This window comes from Formosa sp. S-31 (assembly GCF_051172795.1).
In the GTDB taxonomy this organism is placed as follows: domain Bacteria; phylum Bacteroidota; class Bacteroidia; order Flavobacteriales; family Flavobacteriaceae; genus Formosa.
On record NZ_JAENDK010000002.1, the window covers coordinates 450,310 to 466,627 of the forward strand.

At 38.0% G+C, this 16,318-nt stretch carries 14 protein-coding genes and 1 riboswitch; of the genes, 6 read left to right on the forward strand and 8 right to left on the reverse strand.

Annotated elements, in window-relative coordinates:
- Positions 1-156 precede the first annotated feature (156 nt).
- Complete coding sequence (locus I3217_RS02245) at positions 157-963, forward strand: DUF1853 family protein (protein WP_435048100.1); 807 nt, start codon at positions 157-159, stop codon at positions 961-963.
- Position 964: 1 nt separating this feature from the next.
- On the opposite strand, the gene moeB is transcribed toward I3217_RS02245, so the two are convergent.
- The 8 genes from moeB to thiS all read right to left on the reverse strand — a co-directional run bounded on the left by moeB (position 965) and on the right by thiS (position 8,113).
- Positions 965-2,020 carry a molybdopterin-synthase adenylyltransferase MoeB gene (gene moeB / locus I3217_RS02250; protein ID WP_435048101.1) on the reverse strand — a complete coding sequence of 352 codons (1,056 nt, stop codon included), beginning with the start codon at positions 2,018-2,020 and terminating at the stop codon, positions 965-967.
- A gap of 16 nt (positions 2,021-2,036) precedes the next feature.
- Positions 2,037-3,149 carry a 2-iminoacetate synthase ThiH gene (gene thiH / locus I3217_RS02255; RefSeq protein WP_435048102.1) on the reverse strand — a complete coding sequence of 371 codons (1,113 nt, stop codon included), beginning with the start codon at positions 3,147-3,149 and terminating at the stop codon, positions 2,037-2,039.
- Positions 3,150-3,152: 3 nt separating this feature from the next.
- On the reverse strand, positions 3,153-3,929 hold the full coding sequence (locus tag I3217_RS02260; RefSeq protein ID WP_435048103.1) for a thiazole synthase: 777 nt from the start codon (positions 3,927-3,929) through the stop codon (positions 3,153-3,155).
- 3 nt (positions 3,930-3,932) lie between these two features.
- Positions 3,933-4,574, reverse strand: a complete 642-nt coding sequence (gene thiE, locus I3217_RS02265) for a thiamine phosphate synthase (RefSeq protein WP_435048104.1) — start codon at positions 4,572-4,574, stop codon at positions 3,933-3,935.
- A complete protein-coding gene (locus I3217_RS02270) occupies positions 4,564-5,334 on the reverse strand; it encodes a hydroxymethylpyrimidine/phosphomethylpyrimidine kinase (protein ID WP_435048105.1) in 771 nt (256 codons plus the stop codon). Before I3217_RS02270 ends, thiE begins: the two co-directional genes overlap by 11 nt.
- A gap of 5 nt (positions 5,335-5,339) precedes the next feature.
- Positions 5,340-5,942 (reverse strand): thiamine phosphate synthase, encoded by a 603-nt coding sequence (locus tag I3217_RS02275; RefSeq protein ID WP_435048106.1) that lies wholly within the window; start codon positions 5,940-5,942, stop codon positions 5,340-5,342.
- Between the two features lie 26 nt (positions 5,943-5,968).
- Positions 5,969-7,825, reverse strand: coding sequence for a phosphomethylpyrimidine synthase ThiC (thiC, locus tag I3217_RS02280; RefSeq protein WP_435048107.1), 1,857 nt, complete (start codon positions 7,823-7,825; stop codon positions 5,969-5,971).
- A gap of 84 nt (positions 7,826-7,909) precedes the next feature.
- On the reverse strand, positions 7,910-8,113 hold the full coding sequence (gene thiS / locus I3217_RS02285; protein WP_435048108.1) for a sulfur carrier protein ThiS: 204 nt from the start codon (positions 8,111-8,113) through the stop codon (positions 7,910-7,912).
- A 76-nt stretch (positions 8,114-8,189) separates the two neighbouring features.
- Positions 8,190-8,283, reverse strand: a riboswitch (TPP riboswitch).
- 233 nt (positions 8,284-8,516) lie between these two features.
- Here thiS and recQ point away from each other — a divergent pair.
- The 5 genes from recQ to I3217_RS02310 all read left to right on the forward strand — a co-directional run bounded on the left by recQ (position 8,517) and on the right by I3217_RS02310 (position 16,243).
- Positions 8,517-10,643, forward strand: a complete 2,127-nt coding sequence (gene recQ / locus I3217_RS02290) for a DNA helicase RecQ (RefSeq protein WP_435048109.1) — start codon at positions 8,517-8,519, stop codon at positions 10,641-10,643.
- Positions 10,644-10,721: 78 nt separating this feature from the next.
- Entirely contained in the window at positions 10,722-11,948 is a 1,227-nt protein-coding gene (locus tag I3217_RS02295) for a porin (protein ID WP_435048110.1), read from the forward strand.
- A 111-nt stretch (positions 11,949-12,059) separates the two neighbouring features.
- Positions 12,060-13,064 carry a glycoside hydrolase family 43 protein gene (locus I3217_RS02300; RefSeq protein ID WP_435048111.1) on the forward strand — a complete coding sequence of 335 codons (1,005 nt, stop codon included), beginning with the start codon at positions 12,060-12,062 and terminating at the stop codon, positions 13,062-13,064.
- Positions 13,065-13,157: 93 nt separating this feature from the next.
- Positions 13,158-15,461, forward strand: a complete 2,304-nt coding sequence (locus I3217_RS02305) for a DNA topoisomerase 3 (protein ID WP_435048112.1) — start codon at positions 13,158-13,160, stop codon at positions 15,459-15,461.
- Between the two features lie 194 nt (positions 15,462-15,655).
- A complete protein-coding gene (locus I3217_RS02310) occupies positions 15,656-16,243 on the forward strand; it encodes a pseudouridine synthase (RefSeq protein WP_435048113.1) in 588 nt (195 codons plus the stop codon).
- The last annotated feature ends 75 nt before the right edge of the window (positions 16,244-16,318 follow it).

Consider the following 16,318-nt stretch of genomic DNA (forward strand, 5'->3'; position numbering starts at 1 on the left):
ACAACGGTTTGAAAATCAAACTTTAGAATTTTTAATTTTATTTTAAAGTTTATCATAACAAACGATTTGCCTCTAATTTAAATAGTGCGCTATCTGTAATTAATATTTATTTTGGGCTAATTAATTTAGAACGTATTTTTATATCAAGTTTTAAATATGTCTTCAATTTTCCTACAGTTTACCGGTTATTTAAACACTCCAAAATTATGGGAGGGTACCAATAGTTTTGGATTAACACAATTTGATTTTGAAGGTCCGCAAGTAAAAACCTACCCCTACAATTTGGATAGAAATTTAAGGTTAGGGAAACGTGTAGAACGTTTTGTGTCTTACGAATTACAACAGCAGCCGGATATAAAAATTATTGCTGAAAATATTCAGATTCTACATCAAAAACAAACTCTGGGCGAATTGGACTGCCTGTTAAAACAAAACAATCAAAATATTCATCTGGAAATTGTGTATAAATTTTATCTCTATGATAAAAATGTAGGAACAACCGAATCAGAACACTGGATAGGCCCTAACAGAAGAGATAGTTTGGTTGAAAAACTTAGCAAGCTCAAAGAAAAACAGCTTCCGCTGTTATTAAATCCGGAAACCCTACCCTATCTTGAAACTCTGGGAATAGCTTCAACTAACATCAAGCAATACGTTTATTTTAAAGCCCAGTTATTTGTACCTGCAGATATGAAAAATAATTATTTTCCTGAAGTAAATAACAGTTGTATCGCAGGGTTCTATTTGCATTATTCCGAGCTGGAAAGCTTAAAACACTGCAAATTTCACTTACCCCATAAAATAGATTGGTTACAAAATATTCAAATACAAACCCCGTGGTTATCTTATTCAGAATTTAGAACCAGAATTGCTCCTATTTTAAATCAGCAGTCGTCACCACTTTGCTGGGTGAAATATCCTAACGGCGAGACCGAAAAATGCTTTATAGTCTGGTGGCACTAATTTAAATAGGAACATGACTAATCCCCTTTGTGAGGTTAAACATACTATTATCTACACCTAAAAACTTTAATATTTGTATGGCCTGTTTAGAACGTGCTCCCGACTGGCAATACACTAAAATAGGTTTTGAAGTTTTAATTTCCTGATAACGTGTTTCCAGCTCATCTAAAGGAATGTGATAACTCTCTAAATGAAAATAGTCCCGTTCTTCGTCTGTACGAACATCCAAAACGAACAACTTAGCTTTTTCAGCAGTATACGTTTCAAAACTCATTTCTTCAATTTCTGAAGAAACATCACAAAAAGCGGTCTGTTCTTCCAGTTTATCTATGATAGCACGTTCTGTTTTTTGGAACTGTAATATGTTTTGATTTAAGCTAAGAGCATCAATAACTACAAGCTTACCACGTAACACCTCTCCTGTTTCACAAATGATCTTAATCACTTCATTGGCTTGAAATACTCCAATTATTCCGGGTAAAACCCCTAAAACTCCCGCTTCTTCACAGTTTAATCCTCCAGTTGGACGCTCAGGAAACAAACAGCGATACGTTGGCCCATTCAAATAATTGAACACAGATACCTGCCCTTCAAATTTAAAAATAGAACCAAATACTACAGGCTTATTACACAAAACAGCAGCGTCGTTAACCAGATAGCGGGTAGTAAAATTATCACTGCCATCTACAATGATATCATATGCCTTAAACAAAGTCAAAGCATTCTTTGCCGACAAGCGGTCTTCAATGCCCTGAAATTCAATAAAAGGATTTAACTGCTTTAATCGGTTTATTGCACAGGACACTTTGGATTTCCCAATATCATTATAAGTATACAAAACCTGACGTTGCAAATTGGTCTGGTCTACAACATCATGGTCTATAATTCCAATAGTTCCGACACCCGCAGCAGTTAAATACTGGAGTACCGGACAGCCCAGACCTCCCGCTCCAACAACCAGGACTTTAGCTGATTTCAGTTTTTCCTGACCTGTTAACCCTATGGCATCAAGTGTTAAATGCCGTTTATATTGTATTTGTTCTTCTTTGTTAAGCATAGTATAAAAATACACATTATTGCCAACTATTTTCCCAATCTTTCCAAACGACTTCTAATCCGTTTGATTTTAACATTTCCGTTATAATCTCTGTTGAACGCTCATCTGAAATCTCAAATTGCTCCAGCGATTGCTTTTCTACCACATAACCCCCGGGATTGGTTTTCGATTCAGCACTGATAGAAGTAATACCTAAATTCACAATATGATTTCTAAACACTTCGCTTTCCCGTGTAGACATAGAGAGTTCAACATCTTCATCTAACAATCGAAACGCACAAATAAGCTGAACTAAATCCGTATCGGTCATTTCTACTTTAGGAGCTAAACCACCTGAATAAGGTCTTAAACGAGGAAAAGACAAGGAATATTTTGTTTTCCAGTAGGTTTTCTGAAGATACTTAAAATGTAAGGCGGTAAAAAAACTATCTGCTCGCCAGTCTTCCAATCCGTATAAACTACCGAGTCCTATTTTATGAATTCCTGCTTTTCCCAGCCGATCGGGAGTTTCCAGTCTGTAATAAAAATTAGACTTTTTTCCTTTAGGATGATGCTTTTTATATTCTGTTTTATTGTAAGTTTCCTGATACACCAGAACGGCATAAAGGCCATGAGCGATTAGCAATTCATAGTCTTCCTGATCCAGAGGCTGAACTTCTATGGTGATATTTGCAAACTGAGAACGAATTAATTGAATGGTATTTTTAAGATACCATACACCTACAGTTTTATTTGCTTCTCCAGTTACTAGTAAAACATGATTATAGCCTTTGGATTTTAAATAACCAACTTCTTTTAAAATTTCATTATCTGTTAAAGTGCGTCTCGGAATTTTATTCGTCATGCTAAAACCACAGTACGTGCAAATATTCTGGCACTCGTTACTTAAATATAAAGGCGCATACATTTGTATGGTATTTCCGAATCGTTTTTGGGTAAGCAGTCTGCTTTCCTGAGCCATATCTTCAAGAAAAGGCCTTGCCGCAGGAGAAATTAACGCTTTAAAATCTTCCAGATTCCGCTTATCATTCCTTAACGCAGCTACTACATCGGCTTCGGTTTTAGTATAAATACTTTTCAGTGTTTCATCCCAGTCATATGTATCGAGAACAGTTTTAAACACTCCCATACCTTATATATTTAAGAAACCGGTTAAAGGACTACTGGCTTCTGCCCTTTCTTTTACTGGTGCCAGTTTTGCACGATATGCCATGCGGCCAGCCTCTACGGCCAATTTAAAGGCTTTTCCCATGTCTACAGGGTTTTGAGAAACTGCAATAGCTGTATTGACCAACACGGCATCCGCGCCCAATTCCATAGCATGAGCTGCATGGGACGGACTTCCTATACCGGCATCAACAATAACAGGCACATTACTCTGCTGAATAATTATATCGAGGAAATCCAAGGTTTTTAAGCCTTTGTTAGTCCCAATAGGAGCTCCAAGCGGCATTACGCATTGAGCACCTATGTCTTCAAGTCGTTTACACAACACAGGATCGGCATGAATGTACGGCATCACTACAAAGCCTTCCTTTATCAGGATTTCAGCAGCCTTTAACGTTTCTATAGGGTCGGGTAACAAATATTTAGGATCCGGATGAATTTCCAGTTTAACCCAGTTTGTATGTAAGGCTTCTCGCGCCAAACACGCCGCAAAAACAGCTTCTTCTGCGGTACGTACTCCAGAAGTATTAGGCAATAGATGAATAGAAGAATGATTTAAATGTAGTAACATATCATCCTGTGTGTCCTTTACTTCTACGCGTTTTAAGGCCACCGTTACCAACTCACTTTCTGAAGCTAAAATGGCTTCGCGCATGGTGGTAGTATTTGAGAACTTACCTGTGCCGGTAAATAAACGCGATTCGAATGTTTTATCTGCTATGGTTAATTTATCATGTATCATAACTTAATTTTTTTTTGTGTTAAATGCAGGCGATAATTCCTTATACAGTTTGCTTTGGAATGCCGTAATAGCACTAAAATCTTTAGTGATTTCTCCGGAAACAGCCACACCATGAAGTCCAGTATTTAACAATGCGGAGAGGCCCTTGGTAGTAATTCCGCCAATTCCTATAACCGGAACGTCTGTATTTAATTTTTGTAAAATAGTACTATACCCCGAAATCCCTAAAAGTGGTTCCAGTTTCGTTTTGGTTGTTGTATATCTATAGGGTCCCAGACCAATGTAATCAATGTTTTTTTCTAAGAGTGTTTTACAATGTTCTAAGCTATTAGCAGTTCCTCCTATAATAAAATCTGTCCCTAACACTGAACGCACTTTCTTTGGACAAGCATCAGTTTGCCCCAGATGCACGCCGTCTGCTTCAACTGCTTTAGCGATTTCATAAAAGTCGTTAATTATAAGCCTAGCCCCGTATAACCGAGTAATTTCTCTCGCTTTTTTAGCTGTTTCTAAAACAACTATTGTTTCGAATTGTTTCATTCGCAACTGAATCCAGTCTGCACCAAAACGACAGGCGTTTTCCAGGTGATTCAGATGTGCTTCCGGACTATTCCCCTGCGTTATATAATGTAATTTACTTATCATTTTCTTTATAATTATGTACTCCTAATAAAGTTAAACTGGAGTTTAAAAACGACTCCGTATATTCTTTTGCTTGTTTATAAGCTGTTTCTAAAGGAAGCCTCTTTGCTAAATTTGAAGCTAAAGCCGCAGATAAAACACAGCCACTTCCATGCTTGTCATAAACTTTTAAATGTCCCGGAGTAAAACTTTTTTGTAATGCGCCTTTAACATACATGTCATCCCAGCCTCGTTTGTCTTTACGGTGACCTCCTTTTATAAACACGATGGTATTTTCTGATAATGTCTCAGCAATCTCATGAACACATTTTTCGGGATAAAATGTTTTAATTTCGTCGTAATTTGGGGTAATACAAAAACACACTTTAAACACCTCCAATATCACAGGTATATTGCTTTTTTTATGGAAATCGAACCCTGAACTGGCTTTTAAAACAGTATCCAGAACAATTTTAATATCCGGATTTAGTCGTTTTAATAATCTGACTAATTGCTGTAAAAACTCCCAGGATTCAATGATTCCAATCTTGACTACTTCAATCTTAAAACGTCCAAATAAAGTTGTAATTTGATCCTGAATCAGGTCCTGAGGAAGCCAAAAACACTGTTCCAAATTGATATCATTCTGAACGGTTACAGCTGTACAAACCGAAAGCCCATACACGCCGTTCGCCTCAAAAGTTTTAATATCTGATGTTATTCCCGCACCACTCGATGGGTCAAAACCGGCAATACTCAGAACAAATAGTTTTGACTGCTCCATAATTACTATCGTTGTGTTAAAATATCCATGCGCTGTTGTAAATCTTTAAAACTGGTTACCGGATTATCTGATTCCCAGACAGCACCTAAAACAGCCGCTCCTGCATAACCCAGCTCTAACACCTCTTGTAACCGATTTACATGAACACCGCCTAATGCAATAAGCTTTTTTAAACAGTGTTGCACATGAAAGCCTTTTCCCGTATAACCTGATTTTGAAATAGAGTTAAACACCGGACTTAAGAATTGATAATCGAATTCTACAGAACATTGATTAAGGGCATCTAAATTGTGAAACGATGAACTTATTGTTTTTCCTGATTTTCTCAATACTTTGGCATACTCAGGTATTTTATTTTCTAGTTGTTCCCGGTGAAATTCCTTAAAATGAATACCTTTTACATTATACACTTGACTAATTTCATGATGATTATGAAGTACAATACGATTATGATATTTCTGATCAACAGCATTTAAATACTCCTCAAAGACCTCTAGACTTATCCCCGGTTTTCTAAGATGATATACTGCCAATCCATTACAAAACATGTCTTGTAACAAGTCCTGTTCATTCGGATGATTCTCAGGCGGTGAAAAAAGTACGAGCATAGCACTGGTTTTATTTCCATTCAAATTTACAGATACACTTCACTTCCTTTATCTTTAAACTCCTCCGATTTTTCGGCCATCCCTTTAATAAAGACTTCATCTTCTTTAATCTCGTTTACCGCAGCAAAATCGCGTACTTCCTGAGATATTTTCATAGAGCAGAATTTTGGTCCGCACATCGAACAGAAATGGGCAATTTTAGCGCCTTCAGCTGGCAAAGTCTCATCGTGATATTCCCGAGCTAATTCTGGATCTAAAGCCAGGTTAAACTGGTCTTCCCAACGGAATTCAAATCGTGCCTTACTTAAAGCATCATCGCGGTGTTGCGCTCCGGGATGTCCTTTAGCCAGATCTGCAGCATGGGCCGCCAGTTTATAGGTCACTACACCAGTTCTTACATCATTTTTATTCGGCAATCCAAGATGCTCCTTAGGGGTTACATAGCACAACATAGCACAACCAAACCAACCAATCATAGCTGCTCCAATACCAGAAGTAATGTGATCGTACCCTGGTGCAATATCTGTTGTTAATGGCCCTAAAGTGTAAAACGGTGCTTCCTGACAAGCTTCCAGCTGCTTGTCCATATTAGCCTTTATCATATGCATAGGTACATGCCCCGGGCCTTCAATAAAGGTTTGCACATCGTGTTTCCAGGCTATTTTTGTCAATTCACCTAAAGTTTCCAATTCGGCAAACTGGGCTTCGTCGTTAGCATCGGCAATACATCCCGGACGTAAACCATCTCCTAAAGAGAAAGCAACATCATAAGCCTTCATTATTTCGCAGATGTCTTCAAAATGCGAATACAAGAAACTTTCTTTATGATGTGCCAGACACCATTTTGCCATGATGGAACCACCACGCGACACGATTCCCGTAATGCGTTTAGCCGTCATCGGAATGTAACGTAATCGTACTCCGGCATGGATGGTAAAATAATCGACACCCTGCTCGGCTTGTTCAATTAAAGTATCTCTGAAAATTTCCCAGGTCAGGTCTTCTGCTTTTCCTTTAACTTTCTCCAGGGCCTGATAAATAGGTACTGTGCCAACAGGGACGGGGGAATTTCGTATAATCCATTCCCGTGTTTCGTGAATGTTTTCTCCCGTAGATAAATCCATAATATTATCAGCTCCCCAGCGACAGGCCCAAACCGCTTTTTCAACTTCTTCTTCGATACTTGAAGTTGTTGCTGAATTTCCGATATTGGCATTAATTTTTACCAGAAAATTTCGACCAATAATCATGGGTTCACTTTCCGGATGATTGATATTTGAAGGTATTACTGCACGACCTCTGGCTATTTCCTCACGCACAAACTCCGCGGTAATTTTCTTAGGTATAGCAGCTCCAAAATCCTGACCCGCGTGCTGCTCCGATAAACGCATGACTTCATCTATTTTCTGATTTTCACGAATCGCAACATATTCCATTTCCGGAGTTATAATACCTTGTCGCGCATAATGCATTTGCGATACGTTCTTCCCTGGTTTTGCTTTTAAAGGCTTTCGTAAAGTAGTAAACCGTAGATGATCTAAAGTCTCATCATTTAGTCTTTCATTACAATATTCCGATGAAAATGTATCCAACCGCTCAACATCGCCTCGTTTCAGCACCCAGGGTTCACGAATGCGTTCAATACCTTTGCGTACATCTATGGCTTTTTCCGGATCTGTGTATGGCCCTGAGGTATCGTAAACCGTTACTGGCTGATTAGGGGTGCGTTCCCTGGTCATGGAATCGACTGTATCACTAAGTTTAATTTCGCGCAAAGCGACCTGAATTTCGGGAAACAAGCTTCCTTGAACATACACTTTTTTAGAATTTGGAAATGCTTGCCTGGTTACGCCATTTTGCGGCGCAGTGTCTTTTTTTTTCATGGTTATTTTACTTTAGTTCACAACATATTTATCTAGCTGTGAAAACAATTAGTTAATAAGACTTTGATATAAAAAGAAACTGTTCTATCCGCCTTGCGTAGCCTGAATTATCAGAATATTATCGTTTGCATGCACTGTAATATTTTCCCAATAAGATTTTGGAATTACCGTATTGTTAACGGCTACCGCAATACCGGAAGTTAAAACACTAAAATGCGCAATAACAGCAGCTAAGCTACTATGTTCTGTAACCTGGGTAATAGAATTGTTTACGTTTATAGATATCATAATCTTGATTTAGATAAAACTCCATAAACTTTTAAGAATCAACAGTAAGACAATTACCGTTGTAATGAAATGATTTTGAAAAGACTTAACTTTTTCCTCCGGCTGTATCAACAGCGTCAGGTTCCAAGGATATTTCTCAAACTACTTCGTAGTTACTCCTAAAGTTTATTTATACCTACAAATCTAAATGATTTTTGTGCAGAGAAACAAATAAATTCTAAAGAAATTGAAATCATATTATTTGTAATGTATCGAGGCTTAATTGAAAATGGACAATTGACAATTTTAAAATTCCATATCACAAATCTCAAAAACCAATAAGCAAATTATTTTATAGTATTTTCTAATAACAAATGATATTACAATCTGTTTCCCTTAATTTTGCAATCCGAAATTATAGTATATGCCACTACCTGAATATAAAGACCTGCTACTTCCCACACTTAAAAAACATTTTGGTTACGATGCCTTTCGTGCACAGCAACAGGCTATTATAGAACACGTTTTGGAAGGTAACGACACCCTGGTTATTATGCCAACAGGTGGTGGAAAATCGATGTGTTTTCAGGTGCCTGCATTACTTTTTGAGGGTGTTACTTTAGTAATATCGCCGCTAATTGCACTTATGAAAGATCAGGTAGACGGGCTTAAAGCTAATGGTATTTCGGCAAATTACTTTAACAGCAGCCAGACTGCAGAAGAACAATACACTATTTTAGAACAGGTTGCTAATCGGAATATAAAATTACTCTATGTGGCTCCAGAGAGTCTTCCCGGACTTTCAAACATTTTAAACGATCGCTTTATTAGCTGTATTGCAATAGATGAGGCCCATTGTATATCGTCATGGGGTCACGATTTCAGACCCTCTTATCAGCAACTGGGGTTCCTTAAAAAGTCTATTCCTAATATCCCGATTATTGCTTTAACGGCTACAGCAGACAAAGCCACACGCCAGGATATTTTAGATCAATTACAAATACCCCATGCCAAACAATTCATTTCCTCTTTCGACAGAAAGAACATTTCTTTAGAAGTGCGCCCGGGAACAGATCGCGTAAAACAAATTATAAGTTTTATAAAAAAGCGTCCAAATCAATCGGGAATTATTTATTGTTTAAGCCGAAAAAACACAGAACAGCTTACCAAAAAGTTAAACAGTAATGGTATTGAAGCAACAGCCTATCATGCCGGACTTAATTTTAACGAGCGAAATAAAGTTCAGGAAGACTTTGTATACGATAATACACAAGTAGTTTGCGCTACAGTGGCTTTCGGAATGGGGATTGATAAATCTAACGTGCGCTGGGTAATTCACCATAATATGCCAAAAAATATAGAGGGCTATTATCAGGAAATTGGTCGTGGTGGTCGAGACGGACTTAATGCTCATGCCCTATTGTTTCACAGTTATTCCGATGTTATCCAATTACGCCGTTTCGCTTTAGGAGCAGCAAACGAAGACGTACAAATTGCTAAACTAGAACGTATGAAACAGTTTAGCGAAGCCACCACCTGCCGTCGTAAAATTTTACTGAGCTATTTTGGTGAACTACTGGAAGCCAATTGTGGAAATTGTGATGTCTGCAAAAATCCGCCTCAGATTTTCGATGGTACTATAATCGCTCAAAAAATCTTATCTGCTGTTTATCGTTTAAATCAGCAGGAGCCTATAGGTATGGTTTTAGATGTATTGCGTGGCGCACACAACGCTTCTGTTCTGGAAAAAGGCTATCAAAACTTAAAGACTTTTGGCATCGGTAAGGATATTGCCTGGAAAGACTGGCAGCATTTTATCATTCAGCTCATCAATCAGGGCTATTGCGAAATCGCTTTTCATAAAAACAATGCTTTACAGCTTACCGAGTTTTCTAAACATGTCTTATTCAACGGCGCCAAAGTACCTTTAACCAAACCCCTTCATATCGCTGAGCCTAAAGTAGCAGAAAAAGCCCCTCGTAAAAAGGCAAAACGCTCAAAAACAACCACAGAAGACACTTTATTTGAACGTTTACGTAAACTGCGTTATAACATTGCTAAAGAAGAAGATATCCCGGCATATCTAATTTTTAGCGACAAAACACTGATTGAAATGGAGCGCGTGCGCCCGATGAGTTTAATGGATCTTATGGATGTAAGCGGTGTGGGACAACATAAAGCCGAAGTTTACGGGGATGAATTTATTGCTGAGATTACTAATTTCCTGGGAGCTAAACTCAAGAAAGAAAAAAAGAAAGCAACTCATTTAATTACTTACGATTTGTACAAAAAAGGCTTGTCTATAGAAGAAATCTCTATGCAACGTAAATTAAAATCTACGACCATTTATTCGCATATCGCCAAGTTACACAGCGATGGTAAAAACATAAATATTTACGACTTTGTAAGTAAAAGTGAAGTAGCCGAAGTTAAAAAAGCGAAATCTGCTTTAGAATCGCCTTCCAGCCTTAAACCGTATTACGACTATTTCGAAGAACAACTCGATTATTTTAAAATCCGACTGGCTTTAAGTGTTATAGAAAACGCATAAAAACGATTAATAGTTTGATTAAAAGCAAATTAATTTCAAAGAAGTTTAGTAAATTAGTAATTGCTTTAATCAAACCGCATGTCGACAAAAACCAACTATTTATTACTGTTTTTTCTTTTTCTTCTTAGTAGTATTGCCGGTTTACTGGCGCAATCACCTGGTGAAGACACTTTAATTTCGAAAAAAGAACTTCCAAAAATAAAGGTAGAATATGGTAAAAAGGGATTTGAATTCAGTACCAGAGACGATAATTATTTACTGCAAATAGAATCTCGATTTCAGTTCAGGTTTGCCACACCCAGCGACCAGAACCCCTTAACTTACGACGAACTTTACGACGACAACCGAAGGATATTTAAAATAAATCGCGCCAGATTAAAAATTGGTGGTCATGCCTTTAAACCCTGGCTGGAATATTACTGGGAATACGATATTGCACAGGGTAATCTTCTGGATTTTAGATTAATGATTGAAAAATGGGACTTTTTTAAAATTAAAATCGGTCAGTGGAAAACATATTATAACCGCGAACGGGTTATCTCCTCAGGAAAACAACAAACTGTAGACCGTTCAATAATCACTCGCCCATTTACCATAGACCGACAACAGGGAATAGAATTTTATGGACGCATATTCCCGGAAACGTTCGCCGACATTTCATACAATCTATCACTTTTAACAGGTATGGGACGCAGTGCTACTGAAAATGACGATCAGAATTTAATGTATGTGGGACGTTTGCAATACAATCTATTTGGACGTGAATTAGGCTTTTCTGGTTCAGACACTGACTTTCATGATAAATTTACCGGATTAATTGCCGTTGCTGCTGCTACAAACCGAAGCCCGTATACGCGTTTTTCCACTTCAGGTGGTGGTCAACTGGAGGGCTTTGAAGATGGTGTAGATGGACAATATCGCGTGAATCAACAACTGATTGAAACAGCATTTATGTACCGTGGTTTTTCCTGGCAAAACGAATTTCACTTTAAAGAAGTTTACGATCATGTTAATAATGAAACGACCCACTTAAAAGGCGCCTATTTTCAGGCGGGCTATTTCTTTCATCATTTATGGTCTGCAATTCCAGAATCACTCGAATTCGCCAGCAGGATTGCGTATTATTATCCTAATACAGACATTAACAGCTTTTATGAGGAGGAATATGGTATTGCCTTTAACTGGTTCTTTAAAGGCCATAAAAATAAACTTTCGGCCGAATTCACGTATTTCGACTTCAGAGGCTTTGAGGAAGACTTATCTAATGCCTTGCGTTTTAGAGTACAATGGGATATATCATTCTAATTTCAGGTCTGTTTTTATTCTCAGACTTCTTTATTTCCTTACCTAAAAAGACCAATCGAATTAAAAGTAAAAATTCGATTTAATATGTATTTTTGTGTAAAACTAATTTCTATGACTAACTTAAAATTCACCTTATTACTAATTGTAATAACACTTTTTTCAGGTTCAGTATTGGCCCAGGATATTAAATTTAATAACCCGATTGCTGAGCAACGTGCCGATCCCTGGGTATTTAAAGCCGATGACGGAACCTATTATTTTATTGCTACTGTGCCTGACTACGATAAAATAGTCATGCGTCAGGCCAAAACCATTAACGGATTAAAAACAGCTGAAGAAAAAACAGTCTGGACGAAGCACGAAAAAGGGATTATGGGTCATCATATCTGGGCGCCAGAACTACATTTTATTGATGGTAAATGGTATATTTATTTTGCAGCGGGTGAAGCCGAAGAAATCTGGAAAATACGCATGTACGCGCTTTCAAACACATCGAAAAATCCTATGGAAGGCACCTGGAAAGAAGAAGGACAGATTAAAACCAAACACGATTCGTTTTCTTTAGATGCAACGACTTTCGAACACCACGGGAAACACTATATGATCTGGGCTCAAAATGTATCTCCAGACAGTCACGCCACTGCTTTAGTCCTTTCGGAAATGAAAAACCCAACGACTTTAATTGGCCCTGAAGTAGTAATAACACAACCAGAATTTAGCTGGGAACGTCAAAAATATAATGTTAATGAAGGTCCGGCAGTACTTAAAAAGAATGGAAAAATATTTGTAGCGTATTCGGCAAGTGCAACCAATCACAATTATTGCCTTGGTTTATTATGGATAGACGATGATAAAAATATTTTAAATGCCGATAACTGGAACAAATCTCCAGGCCCTGTATTTTATACCAACGACGATTTAAAACGTTATGGCCCGGGACATAATTCCTTTACAGTATCTGAAGATGGAAAAACAGATGTTATGATTTATCACGCCAGAGACTATAAAGACATTGAAGGCCCGGAACTGGTAGATCCGAATCGCGCTACACGAGCACGAGAGATAAAATGGACTCCTGGTGGTTTTCCTGATTTTATGCAAAACACAGGGGATTAATCTTCCCTTCGAACCGTTAATAACTCCTGATAATTCTATTTTCAAAAACAGGTTGAATTTTCTAATTTGCGCCCCCTAAGTTAAAGATTGAACATGAAAGTATGCATTGCCGAGAAACCTAGTGTTGCCCGTGAAATAGCCGCCGTTTTAGGTGCCAATACCAAACGCGATGGCTATTTTGAAGGTAATGGTTATGCGGTTACCTATACTTTTGGACATCTATGTACTTTATTTGAACCGAACGATTATAAACCACACTGGAAAAGCTGGGATTTAAATAATTTGCCTATGCTTCCGGAAAAGTTTAAAACCAAGGTTACAGCAGATTCGGGCATACAAAAACAATTTAAAATTGTTAAAAGTCTATTTGAAAAAGCCGATGTGGTTATAAACTGCGGGGATGCCGGCCAGGAAGGAGAACTTATACAACGCTGGGTTTTAGACCAGGCGCATTATAAAGGCGAAGTACAACGTCTGTGGATTTCATCTTTAACAACCGAAGCGATAAAAGAAGGTTTTGACGATTTAAAACCGGCCACGCAATACGACAACTTATATTATGCAGGATTCTCCAGAGCTATTGGCGACTGGCTTCTGGGTATGAATGCTACCCGATTGTACACGTTAAAACACGGTGGCTATAAGCAGGTATTGTCCATAGGGCGTGTTCAAACCCCTACACTTGCCATGGTGGTTAACCGGTTTAAAGAGATAGAAAACTTTAAGCCCCAACCCTACTGGGAACTTCAGACTTTATACAGAGACACTTTATTTAGCTATGAAGAAGGCCGTTTTCTTAAAATGGAGGACGGAGAAATTTTAGCAAATAAAGTAAAAGAAGACGACTTTGAGATAGTTTCCATCACCAAAAAAAAAGGTACAGAATACGCCCCAAAGTTATTCGACTTAACAGGTTTACAGGTGTATTGTAATACGAAATTCGGATTTTCTGCAGATGACACGCTTAAAATTGTTCAGAAATTATACGAGCAAAAAGTGGTGACCTACCCCAGGGTAGATACTACATTTTTACCTTCAGACATTTATCCGAAAGTACCGGGGATTCTAAAAAATCTGACGAATTACAGTGCGTTAACAACACCGTTGTTAGACAAAAAAATAAAGAAATCACCCAAGGTTTTTAACGATAAAAAGGTAACCGATCACCACGCCATAATTCCTACAGGAATACAAATACATTTACAGCACAATCAGCAACTCGTTTACGACATCATCGTGCGCCGATTTATCGCTGTGTTTTACGACGATTGTTCTGTGGCAAACACTACAGTAATTGGTAAAGCTGCACAAGTGAATTTTAAAACAACCGGTAAGGAAATTCTAAAAAAAGGCTGGCGTATTGTTTTTGAATCTCCCGACAAAGAGAAAAAAGAAACTGGCATTTTACCGGCTTTCGAAAAAGGAGAAAAAGGACCGCATGAACCATCGTTTTTAGAAAAGCAGACCAAACCACCTAATCAATATACAGAGGCTTCTTTACTCCGTGCTATGGAAACAGCCGGAAAGCAGGTAGATGATGAAGATCTGCGGGAATTGATGAAAGAAAACGGTATAGGAAGACCCTCTACCCGTGCCAATATTATAGAAACCCTTTTCCGACGCAAATACATTATTCGAAATAAAAAACAAATATTACCGACAACTACGGGCATTCAGCTGATAGATATTATTCAAAACGAATTATTAAAATCTGCCGAACTTACCGGACTCTGGGAAAAACAGTTAAAAGACATCGAAAAAGGCGACTATAATGCCGGCACGTTTATAAAGAACATGAAACGTATGGTAGACGACCTGGTTTACGAAGTACGAAGTGAAACCAAACGCGCCAATATTTCTCACGCGGTAAGCTCCAAGAAAAAAGCTGTTAAGGCCGAAGCCAAAAAACAAGCCGGAATCCTCGCTGAAACATGTCCTAAATGCAAGCAAGGCACACTTATTAAAGGGAAATCGGCTTATGGCTGCAGTGCTTTTAAAAGTGGTTGTAATTTTGTACTGCCTTTTAGCTATGGTGAAAAGAAAATATCAGAAAAACAATTTATCCGATTACTTCAAAAAGGCTCCACAGTTAACCTTAAGGGGTTTAAAACGGAGCAGGGTAAAGTTGAAGGGCTGTTACGTTTTGATGAAGACTTTAATCTGGTTTTAGAGCAAAAAAAACTACCGGAGAAAAAAGAAAAGCAAGATATTCCGGATACCTTAACTTGTCCGAAATGCAACAAGGGTACTGTTCTAAAAGGCAAATCTGCCTATGGCTGTAGTGAATTTAAATGGGGATGCGACTTTAAGGTTGAGTTTGAAACCATTCGCGAAAAGGCTAAAGGAGAAAAACTAACTAAAGCTCTGGTATTCGACATTTTAAAAGCTTCTGTTTAGTTTGTAACTTTAAATCAAAAAGTTGAATTTTCATTGTCAGATTGAGCGCAGTCGAAATCCTACACAAGGTAATTTTTTTGATGTTCCCGACTACGCCTGACTGTCCGTTAGGAAGGCTCGAAGTGAGAATCGGACATTATATTAAAAGAATTAAGTCTTAATCAATTTTACATCGAAATCACGTTATTTACCCCATGCATAAACATTTTAAAATTTATAAACCTTACGGCTATTTAAGTCAGTTTGTTAATAACGGACAAAAACAACACAGGAAAAAACTACTTGGCGAGCTGGGCGATTTCCCCGAGGGTATTATGTCTGTTGGACGTTTAGACGAAAAGTCGGAAGGCCTCCTGCTGCTAACTACAAATGGTAAAACCAGCGACTTGATTAATAGCTCCAAGGTTGAAAAGGAATATTACGCACAGGTAGATGGCGACATAGATGAAGCTGCTGTTTTAAAATTAAGTGAAGGTGTCGAAATCGGCTTACACGGTAAGAAATATATAACGAAACCCTGCAACGTGTTTAAACTGCAAACAGCTCCAGACTTACCGGAACGCTGGAAAAAACTAAGAAACGAACGGCACGGACCAACCTCCTGGGTTTCCATTACCCTAACAGAAGGCAAATTCCGCCAGGTTAGGAAAATGACCTCTGCCGTTGGTTTTCCTACCTTGCGTCTGGTGCGTGTTCGTGTGGGAACTATCCATTTAGCCAATTTACAACCTGGGGATAGTTTGGAAGTGTTGGATATTGAATCGGTGTTGGATTTGTCATAAAACACGCTCTTATCCAAACCTCGTTATCATTATTATGAGATTAATAAATACTAAATTTGAGAAACTGGACTAGTG

Excerpts from the sequence above, each read along its gene's own strand:
- I3217_RS02245 (WP_435048100.1), top strand. The coding sequence starts at position 157 with ATGTCTTCAATTTTCCTACAGTTTACCGGTTATTTAAACACTCCAAAA.
- moeB (WP_435048101.1), bottom strand. The coding sequence starts at position 2,020 with ATGCTTAACAAAGAAGAACAAATACAATATAAACGGCATTTAACACTT.
- thiH (WP_435048102.1), bottom strand. The coding sequence starts at position 3,149 with ATGGGAGTGTTTAAAACTGTTCTCGATACATATGACTGGGATGAAACA.
- I3217_RS02260 (WP_435048103.1), bottom strand. The coding sequence starts at position 3,929 with ATGATACATGATAAATTAACCATAGCAGATAAAACATTCGAATCGCGT.
- thiE (WP_435048104.1), bottom strand. The coding sequence starts at position 4,574 with ATGATAAGTAAATTACATTATATAACGCAGGGGAATAGTCCGGAAGCA.
- I3217_RS02270 (WP_435048105.1), bottom strand. The coding sequence starts at position 5,334 with ATGGAGCAGTCAAAACTATTTGTTCTGAGTATTGCCGGTTTTGACCCA.
- I3217_RS02275 (WP_435048106.1), bottom strand. The coding sequence starts at position 5,942 with ATGCTCGTACTTTTTTCACCGCCTGAGAATCATCCGAATGAACAGGAC.
- thiC (WP_435048107.1), bottom strand. The coding sequence starts at position 7,825 with ATGAAAAAAAAAGACACTGCGCCGCAAAATGGCGTAACCAGGCAAGCA.
- thiS (WP_435048108.1), bottom strand. The coding sequence starts at position 8,113 with ATGATATCTATAAACGTAAACAATTCTATTACCCAGGTTACAGAACAT.
- recQ (WP_435048109.1), top strand. The coding sequence starts at position 8,517 with ATGCCACTACCTGAATATAAAGACCTGCTACTTCCCACACTTAAAAAA.
- I3217_RS02295 (WP_435048110.1), top strand. The coding sequence starts at position 10,722 with ATGTCGACAAAAACCAACTATTTATTACTGTTTTTTCTTTTTCTTCTT.
- I3217_RS02300 (WP_435048111.1), top strand. The coding sequence starts at position 12,060 with ATGACTAACTTAAAATTCACCTTATTACTAATTGTAATAACACTTTTT.
- I3217_RS02305 (WP_435048112.1), top strand. The coding sequence starts at position 13,158 with ATGAAAGTATGCATTGCCGAGAAACCTAGTGTTGCCCGTGAAATAGCC.
- I3217_RS02310 (WP_435048113.1), top strand. The coding sequence starts at position 15,656 with ATGCATAAACATTTTAAAATTTATAAACCTTACGGCTATTTAAGTCAG.